The 21,194-nt window shown below is 72.9% G+C and carries 23 protein-coding genes; 12 read left to right on the top strand and 11 right to left on the bottom strand.

Annotated features, from left to right (window positions below; genetic code table 11):
• Positions 1 to 4 precede the first annotated feature (4 nt).
• The 5 genes from FHX74_RS02865 to FHX74_RS02845 all read left to right on the top strand — a co-directional run bounded on the left by FHX74_RS02865 (position 5) and on the right by FHX74_RS02845 (position 5,054).
• Positions 5 to 784, top strand: coding sequence for an HpcH/HpaI aldolase family protein (locus tag FHX74_RS02865; RefSeq protein ID WP_328823582.1), 780 nt, complete (start codon positions 5 to 7; stop codon positions 782 to 784).
• 110 nt (positions 785 to 894) lie between these two features.
• Complete coding sequence (locus tag FHX74_RS02860) at positions 895 to 2,223, top strand: bifunctional o-acetylhomoserine/o-acetylserine sulfhydrylase (protein WP_182558547.1); 1,329 nt, start codon at positions 895 to 897, stop codon at positions 2,221 to 2,223.
• Positions 2,204 to 3,343: a homoserine O-acetyltransferase MetX gene (gene metX, locus FHX74_RS02855; protein ID WP_182558546.1), complete on the top strand. Its 1,140-nt coding sequence runs from the start codon at positions 2,204 to 2,206 to the stop codon at positions 3,341 to 3,343. The genes FHX74_RS02860 and metX overlap by 20 nt, the downstream gene beginning before the upstream one ends.
• Positions 3,340 to 4,152 carry an alkaline phosphatase family protein gene (locus tag FHX74_RS02850; protein ID WP_182558545.1) on the top strand — a complete coding sequence of 271 codons (813 nt, stop codon included), beginning with the start codon at positions 3,340 to 3,342 and terminating at the stop codon, positions 4,150 to 4,152. The genes metX and FHX74_RS02850 overlap by 4 nt, the downstream gene beginning before the upstream one ends.
• On the top strand, positions 4,149 to 5,054 hold the full coding sequence (locus FHX74_RS02845) for a phosphotransferase (RefSeq protein WP_182558544.1): 906 nt from the start codon (positions 4,149 to 4,151) through the stop codon (positions 5,052 to 5,054). Before FHX74_RS02850 ends, FHX74_RS02845 begins: the two co-directional genes overlap by 4 nt.
• 232 nt (positions 5,055 to 5,286) lie before the next feature.
• Here the strand turns inward: FHX74_RS02845 and FHX74_RS02840 are convergent, their stop codons facing one another.
• The 5 genes from FHX74_RS02840 to FHX74_RS02820 are packed head-to-tail and all read right to left on the bottom strand — an operon-like array spanning position 5,287 to position 7,923.
• On the bottom strand, positions 5,287 to 5,694 hold the full coding sequence (locus FHX74_RS02840; protein WP_182558543.1) for an NUDIX hydrolase: 408 nt from the start codon (positions 5,692 to 5,694) through the stop codon (positions 5,287 to 5,289).
• Positions 5,695 to 5,716: 22 nt separating this feature from the next.
• The gene (locus FHX74_RS02835) at positions 5,717 to 6,034 is read right to left on the bottom strand and encodes a hypothetical protein (RefSeq protein ID WP_182558542.1); all 318 of its coding nucleotides are present in this window, start codon (positions 6,032 to 6,034) and stop codon (positions 5,717 to 5,719) included.
• A 33-nt stretch (positions 6,035 to 6,067) separates the two neighbouring features.
• Complete coding sequence (locus FHX74_RS02830; RefSeq protein WP_182558541.1) at positions 6,068 to 6,760, bottom strand: hypothetical protein; 693 nt, start codon at positions 6,758 to 6,760, stop codon at positions 6,068 to 6,070.
• 7 nt (positions 6,761 to 6,767) lie between these two features.
• The gene (locus tag FHX74_RS02825) at positions 6,768 to 7,391 is read right to left on the bottom strand and encodes a hypothetical protein (protein ID WP_182558540.1); all 624 of its coding nucleotides are present in this window, start codon (positions 7,389 to 7,391) and stop codon (positions 6,768 to 6,770) included.
• Entirely contained in the window at positions 7,381 to 7,923 is a 543-nt protein-coding gene (locus FHX74_RS02820; protein ID WP_182558539.1) for an RNA polymerase sigma factor, read from the bottom strand. The genes FHX74_RS02825 and FHX74_RS02820 overlap by 11 nt, the downstream gene beginning before the upstream one ends.
• 135 nt (positions 7,924 to 8,058) lie before the next feature.
• Between FHX74_RS02820 and FHX74_RS02815 the strand changes: the two genes are divergently transcribed.
• Entirely contained in the window at positions 8,059 to 9,693 is a 1,635-nt protein-coding gene (locus FHX74_RS02815) for a RecQ family ATP-dependent DNA helicase (RefSeq protein ID WP_182558538.1), read from the top strand.
• 37 nt (positions 9,694 to 9,730) lie between these two features.
• The gene (locus FHX74_RS02810; protein WP_182558537.1) at positions 9,731 to 10,396 is read left to right on the top strand and encodes a class I SAM-dependent methyltransferase; all 666 of its coding nucleotides are present in this window, start codon (positions 9,731 to 9,733) and stop codon (positions 10,394 to 10,396) included.
• Positions 10,397 to 10,409: 13 nt separating this feature from the next.
• Here the strand turns inward: FHX74_RS02810 and FHX74_RS02805 are convergent, their stop codons facing one another.
• Entirely contained in the window at positions 10,410 to 11,108 is a 699-nt protein-coding gene (locus FHX74_RS02805) for an SDR family NAD(P)-dependent oxidoreductase (protein ID WP_182558536.1), read from the bottom strand.
• Positions 11,109 to 11,448: 340 nt separating this feature from the next.
• Between FHX74_RS02805 and FHX74_RS02800 the strand changes: the two genes are divergently transcribed.
• Positions 11,449 to 12,465: a glycoside hydrolase family 43 protein gene (locus tag FHX74_RS02800; protein WP_182558535.1), complete on the top strand. Its 1,017-nt coding sequence runs from the start codon at positions 11,449 to 11,451 to the stop codon at positions 12,463 to 12,465.
• Positions 12,466 to 12,477: 12 nt separating this feature from the next.
• On the opposite strand, the gene FHX74_RS02795 is transcribed toward FHX74_RS02800, so the two are convergent.
• The 4 genes from FHX74_RS02795 to FHX74_RS02780 all read right to left on the bottom strand — a co-directional run bounded on the left by FHX74_RS02795 (position 12,478) and on the right by FHX74_RS02780 (position 16,298).
• Positions 12,478 to 13,575, bottom strand: coding sequence for a DNA glycosylase AlkZ-like family protein (locus tag FHX74_RS02795; protein WP_182558534.1), 1,098 nt, complete (start codon positions 13,573 to 13,575; stop codon positions 12,478 to 12,480).
• A gap of 133 nt (positions 13,576 to 13,708) precedes the next feature.
• Positions 13,709 to 13,858 (bottom strand): hypothetical protein, encoded by a 150-nt coding sequence (locus FHX74_RS02790; RefSeq protein WP_182558533.1) that lies wholly within the window; start codon positions 13,856 to 13,858, stop codon positions 13,709 to 13,711.
• 113 nt (positions 13,859 to 13,971) lie between these two features.
• Positions 13,972 to 15,093, bottom strand: a complete 1,122-nt coding sequence (locus FHX74_RS02785) for a glycosyltransferase family 2 protein (RefSeq protein WP_182558532.1) — start codon at positions 15,091 to 15,093, stop codon at positions 13,972 to 13,974.
• 206 nt (positions 15,094 to 15,299) lie between these two features.
• Positions 15,300 to 16,298 carry a LacI family DNA-binding transcriptional regulator gene (locus FHX74_RS02780; RefSeq protein ID WP_182558531.1) on the bottom strand — a complete coding sequence of 333 codons (999 nt, stop codon included), beginning with the start codon at positions 16,296 to 16,298 and terminating at the stop codon, positions 15,300 to 15,302.
• A gap of 133 nt (positions 16,299 to 16,431) precedes the next feature.
• On the opposite strand from FHX74_RS02780, the gene FHX74_RS02775 reads away from it, so the two are divergent.
• From FHX74_RS02775 to FHX74_RS02760, 4 genes are read left to right on the top strand one after another with little or no spacing between them, the layout of a single operon-like run.
• Positions 16,432 to 17,526 carry an ABC transporter substrate-binding protein gene (locus FHX74_RS02775; RefSeq protein ID WP_235970084.1) on the top strand — a complete coding sequence of 365 codons (1,095 nt, stop codon included), beginning with the start codon at positions 16,432 to 16,434 and terminating at the stop codon, positions 17,524 to 17,526.
• Positions 17,523 to 18,302: an ATP-binding cassette domain-containing protein gene (locus tag FHX74_RS02770; RefSeq protein WP_328823581.1), complete on the top strand. Its 780-nt coding sequence runs from the start codon at positions 17,523 to 17,525 to the stop codon at positions 18,300 to 18,302. The genes FHX74_RS02775 and FHX74_RS02770 overlap by 4 nt, the downstream gene beginning before the upstream one ends.
• Complete coding sequence (locus FHX74_RS02765) at positions 18,299 to 19,543, top strand: sugar ABC transporter permease (protein ID WP_182558530.1); 1,245 nt, start codon at positions 18,299 to 18,301, stop codon at positions 19,541 to 19,543. Before FHX74_RS02770 ends, FHX74_RS02765 begins: the two co-directional genes overlap by 4 nt.
• 52 nt (positions 19,544 to 19,595) lie before the next feature.
• A complete protein-coding gene (locus FHX74_RS02760; protein ID WP_182558529.1) occupies positions 19,596 to 20,603 on the top strand; it encodes an NAD(P)-dependent alcohol dehydrogenase in 1,008 nt (335 codons plus the stop codon).
• Positions 20,604 to 20,684: 81 nt separating this feature from the next.
• On the opposite strand, the gene FHX74_RS02755 is transcribed toward FHX74_RS02760, so the two are convergent.
• A complete protein-coding gene (locus FHX74_RS02755; RefSeq protein WP_182558528.1) occupies positions 20,685 to 21,182 on the bottom strand; it encodes a pyridoxamine 5'-phosphate oxidase family protein in 498 nt (165 codons plus the stop codon).
• Positions 21,183 to 21,194 lie beyond the last annotated feature (12 nt).

Raw genomic sequence — 21,194 nt, 5'->3', positions numbered from 1 at the left:
GGACGTGACCAGCGCTGCGCACGACCACGGATCCCCGGCCGCCTCGGTGGTGGCCTCGATGCGTGACCGCCGTCCGGTGGTCGGTTTCTGGGTGGTGCTCGACTCGCTGCTCTCCACCGAGGCGCTGGCCCACGTCGGTTACGACTACCTGGTGCTCGACGCCCAGCACGGCGTCCTCGACGACGGCGCCCTGCACGCCGGCTTGGTGGCGATCGACGCCGCGCACGGCCCGGCCGGGCTGGTCCGGGTGACCAGCCAGCAGCCCGCCGACATCGGTCGGGCCCTCGACCTCGGCGCCCGCGGGGTGATCGTCCCGCTGGTCGACGACGCCGCGCAGGCCGCCGCCGCGGTGGCCGCCGCGCGCTACCGCGGACGCCGGTCCTGGGGACCGATCCGGTCGGGGCTCCGGGTCACCGGCACGGCGGCCGAGATCGACGACCAGGTGCTCGTGCTGGCCATGATCGAGACCGCCTCCGGCTTCGACCAGGTCGAGCAGATCCTCGCGGTGGAAGGGATCGACGGCGTCTACGTCGGTCCGAGCGACCTCGCGCTCGGGCTCGGCGCCCCCCATCCGGACCACCCGGTGCAGCCGGCGTTCGACGCCGCGCTCGACCGTATCCAGGGCGCCGCGGCCGCGGCCGGCAAGATCGCCGGCGTGCACACCACCGGCCACCCGGTGGCGGGCGCCCGACGCGCGGCCGGCTTCACCATGATCACCATCGCCTCCGACCTCAGCCACCTCCTCGACGCCGCACGCGCCGACCTGGAGACCCTGCGCGACTGACCGCGTCCGGCCCGCTGCCCAGCATGCGGAGAACCGCACCCCCGCGCAATCCCCACCAGTACGCTCGGGAAAGCCGCGACCGAGCCGTCCACCGAGGGAGAGAAGCCGTCATGAGCCAACCGTCAGCCGCGCAGTGGTCGTTCGAGACCCGCCAGATCCACGCCGGGCAGACCCCGGACAGCGCCACCCGCGCCCGGGCGCTGCCGATCTACCAGACCACCTCGTACGTCTTCGAGGACACCGCCGACGCCGCCGACCTGTTCGCGCTGAAGAAGTTCGGCAACATCTACACCCGGATCATGAACCCGACCCAGGCCGCGGTCGAGGACCGGATCGCCGCGCTCGAGGGCGGCGTCGGGGCACTCCTCACCGCCAGCGGTCAGGCCGCCGAGACCCTCGCGCTGCTCAACCTCGCCGAGACCGGCAGCCACATCGTCTCCTCGGCCCGGCTCTACGGCGGCACCTACAACCTGTTCCACTACACGTTCCCCAAGATGGGCATCGAGGTCAGCTTCGTCGCCGATCCCGACGACCCCGAGCAGTGGCGGGCCGCGGTCCGCCCGAACACCAAGGCGTTCTTCGCCGAGACGATCAGCAACCCGCAGATCGACGTGCTCGACATCGCCACCGTGGCGGGGATCGCGCACGAGGTCGGCGTCCCGCTGGTGGTCGACAACACCATCGCCACCCCGTACCTGATCCGCCCGATCGAGCACGGCGCCGACATCGTGGTGCACTCGGCGACCAAGTACCTCGGCGGCCACGGCACCGCGATCGGCGGCGTGATCGTCGACGCCGGCAGGTTCGACTTCGCCGCCCAGCCCGACCGGTACCCGCAGTACAACAACCCCGACGAGAGCTACCACGGCATCGTGTACGCCCGTGACCTCGGGGTCGGCTCCGAGCTCGGCGCCAACCTGGCCTTCATCCTCAAGGCCCGGGTGCAGCTGCTCCGCGACCTCGGCGCGGCGATCGCGCCGTTCAACGCCTTCCTGCTCGCGCAGGGGATCGAGACCCTGTCGCTGCGGGTCGAGCGGCACTGCCAGAACGCGCAGGCGGTCGCCGAGTGGCTGGCCGGCCGGGACGAGGTGCTCTCGGTCAACTACGCCGGGCTGGCCGAGAGCCCCTGGCACGCGCAGGCCCAGAAGTACGCGCCGCGCGGCGTCGGTGGGGTGCTCAGCTTCGAGATCGCCGGCGGGATCGAGGCGGGCAAGCGGTTCGTCGAGGCGCTCGAGCTGCACTCGCACGTGGCCAACATCGGCGACGTCCGCAGCCTGGTCATCCACCCGGCCTCGACCACGCACTCGCAGCTCAGCCCGGAGGAGCAGGCCAGCACCGGCGTCACCCCGGGCCTGGTGCGGCTCGCCGTCGGCCTCGAGCACATCGACGACATCCTCGCCGACCTCGACGCCGGGTTCCGTGCCGCGAAGACCAGCTGAGGACCCGCTCCCCGGCTGGTCCGGGAGGCGGTCCGCCGCGCTCGGGCCCCAGCGGCTCGAGCGCGGTGGGCAGCTGCCCGAGGTGACCCTGGCCTACGAGACCTGGGGCACGCCGCAGCGCGACGACACCGGGGCGGTGGTCAACGCCGTCCTCGTGCTGCACGCGCTGACCGGTGACGCGCACCTGGCCGGCCCGGCCGGGCCCGACCAGCCCACACCGGGCTGGTGGGAGCCGCTGGTCGGTCCCCGCCGTCCGCTCGACACCGACCGGTGGTGGGTCGTCGCCGCCAACGTCCTCGGCGGTTGCCGCGGCTCGACCGGTCCGGCCTCGCCCGCGCCGGACGGGCGCCGCTGGGGATCGCGCTTCCCCGAGCTGACCGCTCGCGACCAGGTGGCGGCCGAGGCCCGGCTGGCCGACGCGCTCGGCGTGCGCCGGTTCGCTGCGGTGATCGGCGCCTCGATGGGCGGGATGCGCGCGCTCGAGTGGGTGATCACCCACCCCGACCGGGTCGGTTCCGCCCTGGTGGTCGCCGTCGGCGCCGCGGCCAGCGCCGACCAGATCGGCACCCAGACCACCCAGCAGGCCGCGATCACCGGGGACCCCGGTTGGCAGGGCGGTGACTACACCGGCGAGGGTCCGCTGACCGGGTTGGCGCTGGCCCGCCGGATCGCCCACCTGACCTACCGCAGCGAGGGCGAGCTCGAGGCCCGGTTCGGGCGCCGGGTCCAGCCCGACGGCCGGTTCGCGGTCACCTCCTACCTCGAGCACCACGGCGCCAAGCTGGTCGGCCGGTTCGACGCCGGCAGCTACGTCGTCCTCACCCAGACCATGAACACCCACGACGTCGGTCGGGGCCGCGGCGGGATCGCCACGGCCCTGGGCGGCGTCGAGGTGCCGGTGGTGGTCGCCGGCGTCGACAGCGACCGGCTCTATCCGCTGCACCAGCAGCAGGAGCTGGTCGACCTGATCCCGACCGCCGAGCGGCTGCACGTGATCACCTCGGCCTACGGGCACGACGGCTTCCTGATCGAGGCCGACCAGGTCGGGCCGCTGGTCCGGCGCACGCTCGGAGCGTCCTCCGCAGCTCCCGGCCGGCCACCGCGCAGGCTGGTGCCGTGACCCGCGCGCGACGCAAGCTCTGTCTGATCGGGCTCGACGGCCTCCGCTGGGACGTGGCCACCGAACCCGGACTCGCCCCGGGGCTGATGCGGCTGGCCGACGAGGGGTCGGCGACCCCGGTCTGGATGGTGCCGCCGACCGACTCCGGGCCCGGCTGGTCGTCGCTGCTCACCGGGTGCAGCCACGAGCAGACCCGCGTCTGGGACAACGACATGATCAACCACCAGCTCGGCGCCTGCCCCGATCTGCTCAGCCTGGTGTGGATGCGCGACCACCACGCGGTGACCTATGCGGCGGCGACCTGGCGCCAGCTGCTCGACCCGCACGGCCGCGGCCCGATCGTCCACACCCGGATCGACCAGCAACGCAACGGGTTGCACGAGCTGTTCTGGGCCGACGGCGAGCTGACCGGCTGCGTCGCCGCCGACGAGGAGGTGCAGGCCGCCGCGGCGCGGGTGATCGCGGACCGCGGACCCGACGCCGCCTTCGTCTACTTCGAGGGCGTCGACGAGGCCGGGCACCGGTACGGGTCGGCCGGTGCCGAGTACCGCGCCGCCATCACCCGGGTGGACGGGCTGCTCCGCTGCCTGGTCAAGGCGGTCGACGAACGGCGGGAACGCCACGGCGAGGACTGGCTGATCGCGGTGGTCACCGACCACGGCCACAAGCCGGAGGGCGGGCACGGCGGGGACGAACCCGAGGTGCGCCGGTCGTTCCTGGTGCTGCACTGCCCCGGCGCGACGCTGCCCGCCCTCGACACGCTCGACCCGACCGCGGTGACCCCGCTGCTGCTCGACCTGACCGCGTGACCGCAGCTCCACCGGCGTCGGTCGCGCACGCCGCGGCGGCGCTCGGCTGCGGGGCGGTGCGCTGGACTTCGCCCGGGACCGGGCTCTCGGCGGCCGAGCGCCACGTCGTGGTGCTCGACGACGGACGGTCCGTGTTCGTCAAGGGGGCCACCGATCCGGCGACCGAGCGCTGGCTGCGCACCGAGGCCGCGACGCTGGAGGTGGTCGGTCCGGGGCTGGGTCCGGCGGTCCTCGGTTGGCTCGACGGCGTCGACGATCACGGGGTGCCGTTCCATGATCATCCGGTGCTGGTCACCGAGGACCTGTCGGCGGGGTACTGGCCGGCCGGATCGTGCGTGACCCGGTGGCGCCCGGGGGACGTCGGGGCGGTGCTGGCCGGGCTGGACCGGCTCGCCGAGCTGGGTGTCCCGGACGGTCTCGCCCCGGTGGCCGACTGGCCGGACCCGCACTGGCCGGCCCTGGTCTCCGACGACCGGTTGGTCGCGGGCGGGCTGGTCGACCCGGACTGGCTGCACCGGCACGGTGCCGCACTCGCCCGGTCGGACGTCGAGGCGGTGTGGCGTCCGGAGGTGGTGGTGCACGGGGACGTCCGCAGCGACAACCTGTGCCTCACCCCCGACGGGGTGAGGTTCGTCGACTGGTCTCTCTCGGGGCTCGGCTGTCGTGATCATGATCGGGTGCGTCTGCTGCCCACCCTGCACCTCGAGGGTGGTCCGGCGCCGGACACGCAGGGTCGCGTGCCGCCGCCGCTGATCGCCCCGCTCACCGGGGACACCGTCGCCCGGGCGGTCGGGCCGGACCCGATGCCCGACTGGCTGCGCGACGTATTCCTCCGGCTGGCCCGGATCGACCTCGCCTGGCTAGCCGCAGCGCTCGGACTCGAGCCCCCGACCCCGCGCTGAGCTTCCCGCGCGTCCTTGCGCGCTGAGCCTGTCCACACGCGCACTGAGCCTGTCGAAGTGGAGTTGCTCACCCCACGCACTTCGACAAGCTCAGTGCACGTTCCCTCTCGCGCGCTGAGCCACCCACACGCGCGCTGAGCCTGTCGAAACGCCATCGCCCACCCGAACGCACTTCGACAAGCTCAGTGCACGTTTCCCTCCCGCGCGCTGAGCCTGTCGAAGCGCCCTGCGGTCACCCGTGCGCTAGCTCGGCGCCGAGGCGGGCCCAGGCAGTGGTCTCGGCCGGCAGGTCGTCGACCGGGTGCCAGCCGATGCGGTCGATCTCTTCGCCCGGTCCCGGAGCCAGTTCGCCGTCGACCGTCGCGGCGTAGAGCAGCCGGACGCCGTGGATGCTGACGTGGTCGATCTCGTAGACGTTGGCGTGCACCCCGAGCACGCGGCCCAGCTCGACGCGGCCGCCGGTCTCTTCCCGCACTTCCCGGTGCACCGCGTCGACCGGGTCCTCACCGAAGTCAACGCCGCCACCCGGCAGCGTCCACCGGTTCGCCGCCGGGCCCGGCGAGATCTGGTGCACGAGCAACAGACGGCCGTCGCGGACGCAGACCGCATAGGCACCGACCCGGGTCCGTCGTTGAGGCACCCGGTCACCGTACGCGTGGTGATCAGAACCGGCCCCAGCGACGCGGCGGGAACGCGAGCGCCAGCCCGGCCATCAGGGCGAGAAAGACCGAGTCGAGGGCGGACGAGCTCAGGCTTGCGAACGTCAGGGGCCGACCTCGCACCAGATCGAGGATCGTCTGCACCACCAGCCCGGTGATCATCACGCCGCCGAAGCCGAGCAGGAAGCGACGCCATCGGGTCCGCCGTGGCAGCGGCACCGGCTCCCGGTCGGAGTACCAGGACCCGTCCGCTTTCGCCTGCTCGGCCCGCCGGGTCCAGTCGCTCGGCGGGACGCCGCCCTCCTGCCGCTCGTCCCCCACCCGGCGATCATGGCGCATCCGGCGCGGCCCCGCTCAGAGCCAGGGAAAGCCGTCGGGATCGGCGGCGGCGCGGCGACCGAGCTCGTCGGCGTCGTGGTGGCGGATCACCGAGAGCAGGGGGAACTCGTCCGGCCGGACCCGGACCCGGGCCAGCGGGCGGACCGGTCCCGGGTGGAACAGCTGCGCGGACCGGACCCGACCTTCGGGGCGCTCGACCTCGGCCTCACGCTCGAAGCCGTCGATCGGCAGCAGATAGACCGTGCCGTCGCGCCACGGTGCCGGGTCGCGGCTGGCCACCGAGAAGAAGTAGAGCGGTCCGGTCTCGGCACCGGTCTCGCGGTCCACGACGACGAACGCCGCGTTGACCAGCTGGTCGATCCGGTCGCGGTCGACGATCGCGAAGTAGAACGGCCACAGCCCGTCGGCCGCGGCGTAGACCCCGCTGCGGTTGCCGAACTCGTGCACGTCGTTGGACTGCCGCGGCTCGAACGCGGTGATCGCGTCGGAGCCCGAGCCGTGCAGGGCGTACCGGCCGGTCGCCGCGGCGTGCACCAGCAGCTCCCACACCGGCCCCGGCACCGCATCGGTCAGGTCGACCGGACCCTGGTGATCATGATCGGGCCGCGCGGCGAGGTCGGCGAGCAGGGCGTCGAAGCGGCGCGCCCTCTCGGGCGGCACCGGGTGCGGCGCGGTCGCGAAGACCGCCGACGCCCCGCCGTCGGTCATGGCTGCCTCAGCTGATCGCGGCGAGGTCACCGCGGACCAGCGCCTCGTCGCCGACACCGTCCTCGGCCCGCTGGGAGACCTCGAGCACCGACCACAGACCGAGGTCGAGCGACTGGTCGATCGTCCAGACCCCGAACGGGCCGTCGAGCATCCCGAGCAGCTCGCGGCGGGACGGGTCGTCGTGCCGGACCAGCCAGGCGTGCCGCAGGCCGTGCTGCGGCCCGTCCGCCTCGAGGGCCAGCTGGAGGATCCGGCGGCCGTGACCGTCGACGCTCAGGGTCACGCTGGCGGTGGCCCGCGACGTGGGGTCGACGGCACCGAGATCGAACCCGGCCCGGTCGGACCCGTCGGTCCGGCCGGTCGCCGAGGCCGGGGCCGGGGGCGGCGGGAAGGCGTCAGCACCCCGCTCGGGCGCGACGCTCAGCCCGAGCTCGTCGCGGATCCGGTCCCAGAGGTGGGCGGGCGGCTCCTGCAGCCGCTCGAGCCCGGCCTCGCGGCCCAGCTCGACCACCCGCTGCAGACCGGCCAGCTGGTCGCGGCACTCGGCACAGCCGACGAGATGGGCGTGGTCGTCCGGTTCCAGCGGCTCACCGAGGGCCGCCAGGCTCAGCAGGTCCGGGTCAGTGTGCACCGGTCTGCACCTCCAGCTGGTCGCGCAGGGTCATCAGGCTCTGGTGGATCTTGGCGCGGACGGCGAGCGGGGGGAGGTTGGTCCGCTCGGCGATCTCGTCGTGACTGAGGTGGTCGACCAGCGCGAGCTGCAGCACCCGGCGGTCGGGCGCGTCGAGGTGGGTGAGGCCGTCGGTCACCGACAGTCGCTCGATGATGTCCTGTTCGGCGGCCTCGCCCGCGGGCCCGCCCGGGGCGGTGGTCACCGCGCCGCCGGCGGCATCCGCCCGTCCGGCCAGCTCGTCGTGGGTGAGCCGGATCAGCCAGGCCGAGACGACCAGCTGGTCCGGGTCGATGCTCGCGCGTCGGTCCCAGGCGGTGGTGAAGACGTGCTCGGTGACGTCCTCGGCCGCCCGGATCTGTTTCAGGCTGCGCAGGGCCAGGCTGTAGACCAGCGGCGACCACCGCTCGTAGATCCGGGCGAACGCGTCAGCGTCGCCCGCGACGAACGCCGCGACGACGGCGGGATCGTCCTCGTCGTGCGTACTGACCATGATCGGCTCCTCGTGCCGGACGCAGGATGTGTGCCGTGCCCGACAGCCTAGGACACCGCTGGGAAGCGGCCGTCCCGGCCAGGGGCCGGGCGCAGGGCCCGGTTCACCGGTGGTCCCGGCGGGTATGCGGCGGCCGTGTCGAGACATGCAGAGCGCCTGCGGCGGGTCGCCGCGGAGCGGTTCGGGTGGGCCGAGCTGCACCCCGAGCAGCTGGCCGCGATGGAGCTGATCATGGACGGCCGGGACACCCTGGCCGTGCTGCCCACCGGGGCCGGGAAGTCCGCCATCTACCAGGTGCCGGCGCTGCTCCTCGACGGCCCGACGCTGGTGGTCTCGCCGCTGATCGCGCTGCAGCGCGACCAGGTCACCGGGCTGCGCTCGTCCACCGCCCCGGAGGCGGTCGCGGTCAACTCGAGCCTGCGCACCACCGACGTCCGTCGGGCCTGGGCGGCGCTGGGCGACGGCAGCGCGGAGTACCTGTTCCTCTCCCCCGAGCAGCTGGCCAAGGACGCCGTGGTGGACGAGCTCGCCACCCTCGGCGTCAGCCTGTTCGTGGTCGACGAGGCGCACTGCGTCTCCGCCTGGGGCCACGACTTCCGGCCCGACTACCTGCGGCTCGGACCGGTGATCGAGCGGCTCGGGCACCCGCCGGTGGTCGCCCTCACCGCGACCGCGACGCCGCCGGTGCGCGAGGACATCGTTGCCCGGCTCGGCCTCCGGGATCACGGCGAGGTGGTCGCCGACTTCGACCGGCCCAACCTGCGGCTCGCCGTCGGCACCGCGACCGACGACCGCGGCAAGCGCGAGGCAGTGGTGGGCCGGGTGCGCGAACTGGCCGGGGACGACGGCTGCGGTCTGCTCTACGTGGCCAGCCGGCGCGACGCCGAGCGGTACGCCGACGAGGTGCGCCGGACCGGGGTGCCGGCTGAGGTCTACCACGCCGGGCTCCGGGTGGCGGAGCGCCAACGCGTCCACGAGGCCTTCGCCGGCGGCGCCACCGGCGTGGTGGTGGCCACCTCGGCGTTCGGCATGGGCATCGACCGGCCCGACGTCCGGTTCGTGGTGCACGCCTCGGCGCCCGAGTCGCTCGACTCCTACTACCAGCAGATCGGCCGTGGCGGCCGCGACGGCGGGCCGGCCGAGATCGCGCTCTACTACCGGGCGGAGGACCTGCACCTGCAGCGGTTCCTGACCGCGACCCGGGCCCCGCGCTCGGTGCTGGCCGCGGTGGCCGCGACCCTGCACGACGCGCCCGGGCCGCTGCGTCCGACCGAGCTCGCCGAGCAGGTCGACGCTCCGCGGGCCAAGCGGGTCCGGGCGGTCAACCTGCTCGAGGACGCCGGGGCCGTGCGCACCGACGCCCGCGGCCGCCTCCGCTGGGCCGACCCGGAGCTGTCGCCGACGGAGGCGGTCCGCGCCGCGATCGAGGAAGCGCGGGCGCACGCGGCCCGGACCCGGTCGCGGATCGAGATGATGCGCGGCTACGCCGAGACCACCGGCTGCCGGCGCCAGGTGCTGCTCGGCTACTTCGGACAGCAGCTCGACGACCGGTGCGGCCGGTGCGACCACTGCGAGGAGGGCACCGCCGAGGACCGCCCCGCCGACGAGGGCGCCTTCCCGCACCAGACCCCGGTCACCCACGCGGAGTGGGGAGACGGGCTGGTGATGTCGGTCGAGGACGACCGGCTCACCGTGCTGTTCGACGACGTCGGCTACAAGACGCTGGCCCGGCGCGCCGTCGAGGAGCACGACCTGCTGCACCGGCGCTGAGCCCCGGGCCGGGCCCGCGCTGGATCACGGTGGTGTCATGGGTCGGGTGACGTCCGACAGCCCCGACGGCGGGAGCGACCCCTACCCCGCACACTTCTTCGACCGCGACGACCCGAGCTCCGACGACCGCTTTTACGCGGTGCCGCGGATGGTCACCCACATCGACGAGGGCGCGGTCGCGGCGGTCGGTGCGCTCTACACCGAGCTCGGGGTCGACAGCGCGGACGCGGCGGTGCTCGACCTGATGTCGTCGTGGACCTCGCACCTGCGTCGGCGTCCGGGCGCGCTCACGGTGCTCGGGATGAACCGGCGGGAGCTCGACGCCAACGCCTTCGCGACCGAGCGCGTGGTGGCCGACCTCAACGTCGATCCGTCGCTGCCGTTCCCGGACGCGTCCTTCGACGCGGTGCTGTGCTGCGTGTCGATCGACTATCTGGTGCGGCCGGTCGAGGTGCTGGCCGAGACCGCCCGGGTGCTCCGGCCCGGCGCCCCGGTGGTGATCACCTTCTCCAACCGCTGCTTCCCCACCAAGGCGATCCTCGGCTGGCTGTCGACCGACGACGCCGGCCACCTGGCGATCGTCGCGGACTACCTGCGCCGGGCCGGCGGCTTCAAGCAACCGGAGCTGAGCCTGCGGACCCCGCTGGCTCCCGGTTACCGCGGCGACCCGCTCTACGCCGTGGTCGCCCGCCGGCTGGGCTGACAGCGGTCGGCAGTCACCACGGCACGGTCGCGCCGCGGTGGTCGAGGAACTGCAGACCGCCGCGGCCGGCCTGGGCCTCGAGGACGTCCGCGACCCCGGCGGTGCTCTCCTCGACGCTCAGCCCGGCGTCGGGGCCGCCGAGGTCGGTCCGCACCCAGCCGGGCGCGACCAGCAGCAGGGTCCGCGGGTCGTCCGGGTGCCGCGCCGCCCAGCTGCGCATCAGCTGGTTGAGCGCGGCCTTGCTGGCCCGGTAGATCTCCCAGCCGGTGACCCGGGTGTTGTTGGTGATGCTGCCCTGCCCGGACGACATCACCGCGAGGGTGCCGCTCGGGACCACCAGGTCGGCGAAGGCCTCGACGAACCGCACCGGGCTCAGCGCGTTGGTCAGCATCACCCGCTGGAAGGTCTCGGTGGACACGTCGGCCACGGTCTCCCACCGGTCGTGGGTGACGCCGGCGTTGACGAAGAGCAGGTCGAGCGGCGTCCCGGCCAGCCGGTCGTGCAGCGCGGCGACCGCGGCCGGGTCGTCGATGTCGACGGTCTCGGGAGTCAGTCCGCCGTGGCGTCCGGCCAGCGCGCGGAGGCCGTCGGAGCCGGCGCCGCGACCGGTGGCGGTGACCCGCCACCCGCGTTCGAGCAGCCGTGCGGCGAGCCCGAGACCGAGTCCGCGCGAGGCGCCGACGACCAGGGCGTTCTTCGAGTCGGGTGTCACCCGGCCAGCATCGCGCGCCGACCGGACCACCCCGCGGCCGGCCCCCGTTCCGGGTCGGAGGTGTGACGAGCCGGGGATGTGACGGGCAGCGCAGGCACCGTCCGGAGGCGGGCCTGCGCTGCCCTTCCCAACCCCAACCCGGGCACAGCGTGCAGGTGTCCTACCCGCATCGAGCCTGGGAGGAGGGCGCGATGCGCATCCGCCACTGGCTCATGATCAGGAGGGGTGTCGGGCCACAGGATGCTCTCCCCGGATGCGACACGCCAGAGCCCTCGACGGATCGACCGCTGGGTGGTCGGTGTCCTCCGGTCGCTCCGACCAGGGGTGACACACTGCGGCGGTGGCCGACGACGCGACCGACCAGGGTTCCGACCAGCCGTGGGGGTACCTGTTCGCGCACTTCCGCGAGGACCAGGTCGGGCACGCGGAGAAGATCTTCCTGTCGCTGAGCCGTGGTGACACCCCGCTCCGCTGGGACCCGTTGAACGGCAACGAGCCCGTGCTCGAGTCGCTGATCGGGACCACCGGCGTCCGCGACCCGGCGATCGTCCGGGACGCGGCGGGGCGCTTCCACATCCTGGCGACCGACCTGCGGGTGTGGGCCAACGGACCGGAGCTCGACTGGCCGACCTGGCGACGGGCGGGCAGCCGTTCGCTGGTCGTCTGGCACTCCGAGGACCTGGTGCACTGGTCCGAGCCGCGGCTGGTCGAGGTGGCCCCACCCGAGGCCGGGATGGCCTGGGCCCCGGAGACCACGGTCGACCCGGAGACCGGCGAGCACATCGTCTTCTGGTCGTCGCGGCTGTTCTCCCCCGACGACCCCGACCACCGGGAAGACTCCTACAGCCGGATCCTGTACGCCCGGACCCGCGACTTCGAGACCTTCGGGCCGGCCGGGATCCTGATCGACACCGGCGGCCGCGACATCATCGACACCGCGATCGCCCAGGCCGACGGCCGGGTCTACCGGGTGAGCAAGGACGAGAACCGCGACGACGACGGACGCGGGGTCTACCTCGAGGCCGGCTCGGGACTGTTCGCCGACGACTTCGAGGTGATCACCACCCGACTCGCCGAGGACCTCTACGGGCACGGCGGGGTCGAGGCACCGATCCTGCTCCGCGAGCCGTCGGGCCGCTGGCTGCTGTTCCTCGACCAGTACCGCGACTGGCCGCAGGGCTACTTCGCGCTGAGCACCGACGACATCGAGTCGGGCCGGTGGGAGCCGGTGCCGGCCGCCGAGGTCGACATCCCGCCGTCCACCAAGCACGGCACCATCCTGCGGTTGACCCGCGCCGAGTGGGACCGGCTGGACCGGCTGCGGGCACCCGGCGCGTTCACTGGCGCAGCCGACTGAGCCTCCGGACGCCTAGCCGAGCGTGAAGGCGCGTCCGGTCGCCCGTCCGAGCGCCGCCACCGCCGCCTCGAGCGCGTCCGATCCCGCGGGTGGACGCCCGTCGGACCACGACACCGTGATCACCTCGCCCGCGGTCGTCCAGGTGCCGGCCACCTGCCCGCCGACCAGCACCAGCGGGAGACCGCGGGTCGCCGCCGGCCGCTCGGCCGCCGGGACGACGACGGTCGCGGCCGTGCCCGCGCCGAGCACCCACTGGTCCGAGCCGGGCAGCAGGGTCACCGCCGCGCTCGGCGCCGAGCGGCGGATCGCGTCGACGTCCTCGGCTCGGCAGAGCGCCGGGGTGCCCTCGATCGGCAGCACGGCGAGCCGGTCACCGAGCTCCTCGATCCAGCGGTCGATCCGGCGACGACCGGCGCTCAGACCCTCGCCGAGCCAGTAGTGGATCCGGTCCGCCCCGGCCGGGCCGTAGGCGTCGAGGTAGTGCAGCACCGCCCAGTGCCCGGCCGCGTCGAGGTCGAGCAGCCCGGTCCAGCCGGGCAGGCCGTCGAGCCGACGGAACGCGACGCCCTCGTCGGTCGGGGCGAAGCAGAGATCGCCCTGCCAGCAGAAGGGCTTGAGCAGGGTCTGCGACGGAGCGAGGAACGCGGCCCGCAGGTGCCGGTACCGCGGCACCGCGGCGATCGCGGCGGCCAGCTCCTCGCGTCCGAGCGGGCCGTCGGCCAACGCCTCGCGCACCGCTGCCCGGAGCGGCGGCCAGTCCTCGGGTTCGAGACCGTAGTGCTCACGCCAGCTGCGGAGCTCCCACTGCCGGCCGGCACACCTCAGGGCGAGGTAGGCGGCGGCGCTCCGCGCGGTCAGGTAGTGGCTGGCACCGCGGAAGGCGTAGCCGGAGAACACCCGTCCCTCCTGGACCGCCCGGCGCAGCTCGTCTCCGGCCGGTCGGCCGAGCCGGAGCCCGAGCGCGGTCGGCGCATCGCCCGACCAGGCCGGCAGCGCCCCGAGCCGGTCGACGACCGCCTCCAGGGTGCTCTCCGGGTCGTCGGTCGGCGGCGCGAGCAGCTGACGACCCAGCCGCCAGGCCCGCGCCGCCGCCCAGGTCAGCTCGCCCATCGGGCCCTCCCCTCGCGCCGGTGACCCGAACCCTAGGGCCGACCTCCGACAACCCCGCTTCCCACGTCGGGACGCGGAAGGCCGGACCCCCGCAGGAGTCCGGCCTTCGTGGAGGTGCGACGAGCTGGACGGGTCAGGGCCTGACGGCGCCCGGCTTGCGGAAGAGCCCGATCAGGGCGATGACGGTGAGGACGATGCCGATGACCGCGAGGACGGCCGATCCGATGCCGAGGCCGGTGGCGGTGATGCCGAGGCCCGAGAGGCTGGCTCCGTGTCCGTACATGAGGTGACTCCTTCTGTGATGAGGGTGATGGGTTGGGACGAGCGGTGGTCGTGCGGTTGATCCGGTGAGTCCCGGTAAGACGGAACTGGTCGTGCGGGGTGGAGGGAACGGGGTCAGACGCCTTCGGCCGCGTACTGCAGCGCCCAGCGGTCCTTGCGTCGACCGGTGACCAGCGTCCGAGCCACCGCGGCCCAGGCGGCGATGAACCAGCCGGCCCGGAGCCAGGCGAAGACCTCCGAGGGCACGATCGCGAGCGCCATCAGCAGGTCGCGCCGGTCGCGGTGCGGGATACGAAGCGCCGCCTTGAACTCACTGGCCACGAAGACGACGGGGACGATCACCCACCAGAACCAGATGAAGTGCAGCGTGCCGGTGCTGACCAGGCCGACCATGATCACCAGCCAGAGCAGCCGGACGGCAGCGGCGAACAGGCCGGCGGCCTGCTGCCACCAGTCGAGCAGCGTCAGCCGGGAGACGCCGATCCGCATCAGGTCCTCGACGGTGCCGGTCTGCCACTTCATCCGCTGACCCCAGAGCGCCTTCACCGTGGTCATCGAGTCGGTGTAGGCCCGGACCGTCGGGCTGACCTGGCAGCGGTAGCCGAGCTTGCGGATCTCGTGGGTGAGCTCGAAGTCCTCGACCTGGCTGTCGTAGGACCACGGACCCTCGCGACCGGTCAGGGCGACCACCTCGCGGAGCGCCCGTCCGCTGATCGCGCAACCGGTGCCGGCGAGCACACTGGTCCACCCCCGCTTGAGCGAGGTGTCGGTCCAGCGGGCGAACTCGGCGCGCTGCAGCCGGGTCAGGAAGTCGCCGCCCAGCATGGTGAACTTCGACGAGGAGCCACCCAGCGGAAGATCACGGACCTTGACCCGACGGGTCGTGCGCGACCGGTCCGTCGCGGCCTCGGCGAGGAACTCCTGCTCCCAGTCGCCGACGGCGTTCGGGGGCAGCACGGTGTCGGCGTCCAGGCAGATGATCACGTCGTAGTCGCGGGCGTAGGTGTTCCAGGCCCGGTTCAGCGCCTCGGACTTCTTGTGCTCCAGACGCGGCAGCTCGAGGACGGTGACGCCCTCGAAGCCACGGGCGACCTCCGCGGTCGCATCGCTGCACCCGTTGGGGATGCAGACGACCAGGTCCGGTACGCGGTGCTGGCCGAGGACGGCCGTCAGGGTGGACCCGATCGACCCGGCCTCGTTGTAGGCGGGGATGAGGGCGGCGATACGCAGTGACATCAGGGGGCTCCTTCTCGCCCCGGCGGTTGCCGGGTGAGAGAAGAGAACCGGTCCGACATCAGGCTTTCCGTCGGCTGAGCCTTCGGTCTCGATCAGAAACAAACGAGGATTCTTCGGATCCTCGGCGTCACCTCAAGATCTCCGCGGGACGGTCCCCGGTGCCCGATCGTCGACTTCGACAGGGCCTACCGGGCCGAACCCGACGGTCAGGCTGACCGCGGTCGTCGCGGCGGAGCGGTCGAGGCCCTGATCTTCAGCTCGGGGGCCCGGACCAGGTGACGAGGGTCCGGTTCCTCGCCGCCCAGCGAACGGAGCAGCAGGTCGGCGGCGTCGACGCCCATCCGCAGGTGCGGGCGGGCGACCGCGGTCAGCGGCACCGACAGCTGCGCGGTGAAGGAGATGTCGTCGTAGCCGGTGAGCGAGAGGTCCTCGGGGACCCGGATGCCGGCGGACAGCAGGCTCTGCAGCACCCCGAAGGCCAACAGATCGACCGCCGTGGCCACGACGGTCGGTCGGGCGGTCGGCCGCCGCTCGGCCAACGCGCGCCCCACCTCGAGACCGGCCTCGACGGTCAGCGGCGCGGGCACGGTCTCGAGGTCGGCGTCGGGGGCCGCGGCGAGCGCATCGGTGAACCCGGTGAACCGGGCCTGCACCGGGATCGCCGACTCCGGGTCGCCGACGAAGGCGATCCGCCGGTGGCCGAGCGCGAGCAGGTGCTCGGCGAGCAGCCGGCCGCCGAGCCGGTCGTCGACGGCCACCGACATCGTCGCGGGTCCCTGCTCCGCGCGGTCGACCACGACCGTCGGCACGTCCAGCCGCAGCGGCAAGCGTGACTCGGCGTGCACCTGGTCGTTGGGGATCACGATCAGCCCGGCCACCCGGCGCGAGGCGTACTCGGTCAGATAGCGCTGCTCGCGGCGGGTGTCGCGCGCGCTGTTGCTCATCAGCACGGTCCACGGTCCGTCGCCGATCCTCTCCTCCACCCCACGGGCGATGTCCAGGAAGCTCGGGTTCCAGGCGTCGAGCAGCATCAGCCCGATGGTCGTCGAATAGCCCGCCCGCAGGTGCCGGGCCGCCTCGTCGCGGACGAAGCCGAGCTCGGCGATGGCGGCCTCGACCCGGGCCCGGGTCTCCGGCCGCACCCGCTCCGGGTGGTTCAGCACGTGCGAGACCGTCCCGTGCGACACCCCGGCGCGGTCGGCCACGTCGCCCCTGCTGACCCGGCGCACGGGGTCGCGCGAATCCCTTGACACGAGCCAAAGCATGCCACTACTTTCGCTTCCACTCGGGTTTGACACGAGTCATTCCCGGGCCGTCACCGCTGACTGGAGGATCCCCATGACAACGCCGTCGAAGAAGCTGGGTGCGATGCTCGCGAGCACGCTGGCCGTGGTCGGTCTCGCCGCCTGCACCACCAACGCCTCCCAGGGCAACAGCAGCGGGCAGTCCTCCGGCGGATCGGCCGGCGCGACTGTCGCCTTCCTGATGCCCGACACCGCCTCCACCCGGTACGAGCTGCACGACCGCCCGGGCTTCGAGAAGAAGCTCAAGGAGCTGTGCGCCGACTGCAAGCCGCTCTACAACAACGCGGACGCCGACGCCGACAAGCAGCAGCAGCAGTTCAACTCGGCGCTCGCCCAGGGCGCCAAGGTGATCGTGCTCGACCCGGTCGACTCGGCGGCCGCCGCGTCGCTGGTCAAGACCGCGCAGAGCCAGGGCGTCAAAGTCATCGCCTACGACCGGCCGATCCCCAGCGTCAAGGTCGACTTCTACGTCTCCTTCGACAACGAGGGGATCGGCAAGACCATCGGCGAGTCGCTGGTGAAGAAGGTCAAGCAGAGCCCGATCCCCAGCGGCGGCGGGTTGCTGCTGGTCAACGGCTCCCCCACCGACGCGGCCGCCGGCTTGATCAAGAAGGGTGTGCACAGCGCGGTCGACAACAGCGGCGTCCCGGTGCTCGCCGAGTACGACACGATCGACTGGCAGCCCGAGAACGCGCAGAAGTGGGTCGCCGGACAGATCTCCCGCTTCGGCGCGAACAAGATCGTGGGCGTCGTCGCGGCCAACGACGGCACCGCCGGCGGGACCATCGCCGCCTTCAAGTCGGCCGGGGTCAAGGTGCCGCCGGTCAGCGGCAACGACGCGACCGTCGCCGGTCTGCAGCTGATCATCGCCGGCGACCAGTACAACACCATCAGCAAGCCGAGCGAGATCGTCGGCGGCGCCGCCGCCGAGGCCGCGGTCGACCTGTTGAACAACAAGACCCCGCAGTCCACCGGCGACGTCTTCGGCTCCCCGACCCGGCTGTTCACCCCGACCCTGATCACGCAGCAGAACCTCAAGGCCGAGATCGTCGACAAGAACATCACCCCGGCCTCCGACCTCTGCACCGCCGAGTACCAGGCCGCCTGCTCGAAGCTGGGCATCCAGTGAGCACCAGCGTCGTGCCCGGGGCGAGCGGCGCGCCGTCCGCGACCGGGGAGCCGCTGCTCTCGCTGCGCGGGGTGAGCAAGAGCTTCGGTGCCGTCCAGGCGCTCACCGACATCGACCTCGAGGTGCACGCCGGTGAGGTGGTCGCGCTGGTCGGCGACAACGGCGCCGGCAAGTCCACCCTGGTCAAGGTGCTCGCCGGGGTGCACCAGCCGAGCTCGGGGACGTTCCTGTTCGACGGCCGGCCGGTGACCCTCGGCGGGCCCTCCGACGCCATCGACCTCGGCATCGCCACGGTGTTCCAGGACCTCGCGCTCTGCGAGAACCTGTCGGTGGTCGACAACCTGTTCCTCGGCCGCGAGCTGTCGCCGCTCGCGCTCGACGAGACCACCATGGAGGTCCGGTCCTGGGAGCTGCTGCGCTCGCTCTCGGCCAAGATCCCGACCGTCCGGATCCCCATCGCCTCGCTGTCCGGCGGGCAACGCCAGACCGTGGCCATCGCCCGCTCGCTGCTGGGTGACCCGCGGCTGATCATGCTCGACGAGCCCACCGCGGCGCTCGGCGTGGCCCAGACCGCCGAGGTGCTCGCCATGATCCGGCGGGTCAGCGAGCGCGGGCTCGGCGTCGTCGTCATCAGTCACAACATGGAGGACGTCCGCCAGGTCGCCGACCGGGTCGTGGTGCTCCGCCTGGGTCGCAACAACGGCGTCTTCGACGCCCGGACCGTGACCACCCAGACCCTGGTCGGAGCCATCACCGGAGCGGAGGACCACCGATGACCACCCAGACGACCCAGCCGGCACTCGACCGGACCGACGAACGGCTCACCGGCGACGCCGGGGCCCGCGGCCTGGTCCGCTCGTCGATCCGCAACATCCGCGACGGTGATCTCGGCTTCCTGCCGGTGATCATCGGGCTGGTGATCATCGCGGTGATCTTCCAGATCCTCAACCCGGTGTTCCTGTCCAGCGCCAACCTGGTCAACCTCGCCCTCGACTCGGCCGCGGTCGGCGTGATCTCGCTGGGCATCGTGTTCGTGCTGCTGGTCGGCGAGATCGACCTCTCGGTGGGGTCGCTCAGCGGCTTCTCCGCCGCGATCATGGCCGTGCTCTTCGTCCGCCACGGCGTCAACCTCGGGCTGGCCGTGCTGATCGCCTGCCTGGTGGCCTGCGCGATCGGGCTGCTCTACGGGGTCCTGCTGACCAAGTTCGGGATGCCGAGCTTCGTCGCCTCGCTGGCCGGGCTGCTCGCCTTCCTCGGCCTCCAGCTGGCCATCCTCGGCAGCCAGGGCTCGATCAACCTGCCCTACGACTCGGGACTGGTCCAGTTCGCCCAGCTCGCCTTCCTGCCCGCACCGGTGTCGTACGCGCTGGCCGCCGTCTTCGCCCTCGGCTTCCTGCTCTCCCGGCTCGACCGCCGCCGTCGGCGGGCCCGGGCGAACCTGTCCACCACGCCGCTCAGCCTGTTGGTCGTCGGCACCGTCCTGCTGTTGCTCGCCCTCGAGTTCGCCTTCTGGTACCTCAACCAGGCCCGGGGCGTCGGCTGGATGGTGATCACCTTCCTGGTCATGGTGCTGGTCGCGAACTACGCGATCACCCGGACGAAGTGGGGCCGCTCGCTGCTCGCCGTCGGCGGCAACCGTGAGGCCGCCCGCCGCTCCGGCATCAACGTCAACGGCATCTACTGGAGCGCCTTCGTGCTCACCGCCCTGCTGGCCTGCGTCGGCGGCCTGCTCTCGGCCGGCCGGCTGGCCTCGGCCAACCTCAGCAGCGGCACCGGCGACGTCAACCTCAACGCGATCGCGGCCGCGGTGATCGGCGGGACGAGCCTGTTCGGTGGTCGCGGCAGCGCGTTCTCGGCCCTGCTCGGCACCCTCGTCATCGGTGCCATCGCCAGCGGGCTGACGCTGCTCAACCTCGAGTCGTCCTGGCGCTTCGTGATCACCGGCGTGGTGCTCGCGGTGGCCGTCGGCATCGACTCCCTGGCCCGGCGGAGCCGCGCCAGCCACGGCCGCGCCTGAGGGCCGCGTCCGTTACCGTCTGCAGCCCGTCCCGACGCTCAGGAGAACGCCGATGTCCAACCGTGCCGCCGTCATGCCCGAACCGTGCCGGATCGAGATCCAGGACCGTCCCGACCCGGCCCCCGAGCCGCACCAGGCGGTGGTGCGGGTCGAGGCGGTGGGGGTCTGCGGCTCCGACACCGCCTACTACAAGGTCGGCCGGATCGGTGACTACGTGGTCAGCGGACCGCTGGTCCTCGGCCACGAGGCCGCCGGTCAGGTCGTCGCGGTGGGGGCCGAGGTGACCACCGTGCAGGTCGGGGACCGGGTGGCGATCGAACCCGGCACGCCCTGCCGCAACTGCCGGGAGTGCTTCGCCGGCCGCTACCACCTGTGTCCCGACCTGGTCTTCCTGGCCACCCCGCCCTACGACGGTGCGCTGCTCGAGCAGCTGACCATCGACGCCCGCAACCTGTTCCCGCTGCCCGAGGCCATGTCCTACGAGCAGGGAGCGATGTGCGAGCCGCTCTCGGTCGGCCTCTGGGGTTGCCGACGGGCGGGGCTGCAGCCGGGTGACGAGGTGCTGGTCACCGGGGCCGGACCGGTGGGGCTGCTCGCCGCCTCGGCCGCCCGGGCGCTCGGCGCGATCGCGGTGACGGTGACCGACGTGTCCGAGTTCCGGCTCGACCTGGCCCGCCGGCTCGGCTTCGCCACCGAGCGGGCCGACGAACCGAGCACCGAGGCGTTCGACGTGCTGCTCGAGTGCTCGGGCGCGAAGGGCGCGCTCGCCGGCGGCATCCGTCGGCTCCGGCCGGCGGGGCGCGCGGCGATGATCGGGATGTCCAAGGAGGAGGCGATCGCACTGCCGCTCTCCCAGCTCAACGTCAACGAGCTGACCATCAGCCTGGTCAACCGCTACCGGAACACCTGGCCGCTGGCCATCGCGCTGATCGCCTCCGGGCGGGTGGACGTCGAGCCGTTGATCACCCACCACTTCGGGCTGGCCGAGACCGAGCGGGCGTTGACCCTGGGCAGCGCCGTGCCCGACTCGGTCAAGGCGATCATCCACCCGCAGCGCTGAGCGGGTCCCGCACCGTCGGGTCCGGCAGGGTCTACAGGGCCGAACCCGACGGTCTGCACCATCAACGAGCGCGGCGACCACTCACACCGCTGCGCCGCCGGCGCGCTTGGCGGCGACGAGCCGCTCGACCGCGCGCGGGGCGGTGCGCTGGAAGTCGTTCAGCCGCACCCAGGTCGGGGTGACGGTGATGCGGACCATCGAGTCGTAGAGCGAGCGGACCTGGGCGGCGAAGCCGGCGTGCTGCTCGGCCGGCATCGTCCGGTAGGACGCTTCGAGGTACTCCTCGGGCACGCCGGGTTCCTCGCGGAGCTCGGCGGTACCGCGGACCAGCAGGCAGCACGGCGGCGGATAGGTGTCGACGCTGAGGGCGATCCGCGGATCCCGACGCAAGGCCGCGACCTTGTCCGAGCCGGGAACGGTGAAGAACACGAACCGGTCCTCGCGGAGCAGGTAGCCGAGCGGGACGACGCGGGGGCTGCCGTCCGCGGCGGCGTAGGCGATCTGCCCGATCGGCTGCCGGTCGGTGAGGTCCCGTGTGACCGGGTCGCGCAGGATCTCGGTGATGCGGCTGGGCTCCATGATCTGACCTCC

It is taken from the genome of Microlunatus kandeliicorticis (assembly GCF_014137855.1).
GTDB lineage: Bacteria > Actinomycetota > Actinomycetes > Propionibacteriales > Propionibacteriaceae > Microlunatus > Microlunatus kandeliicorticis.
This window is presented reverse-complemented; position numbering and strand designations above follow the sequence as displayed.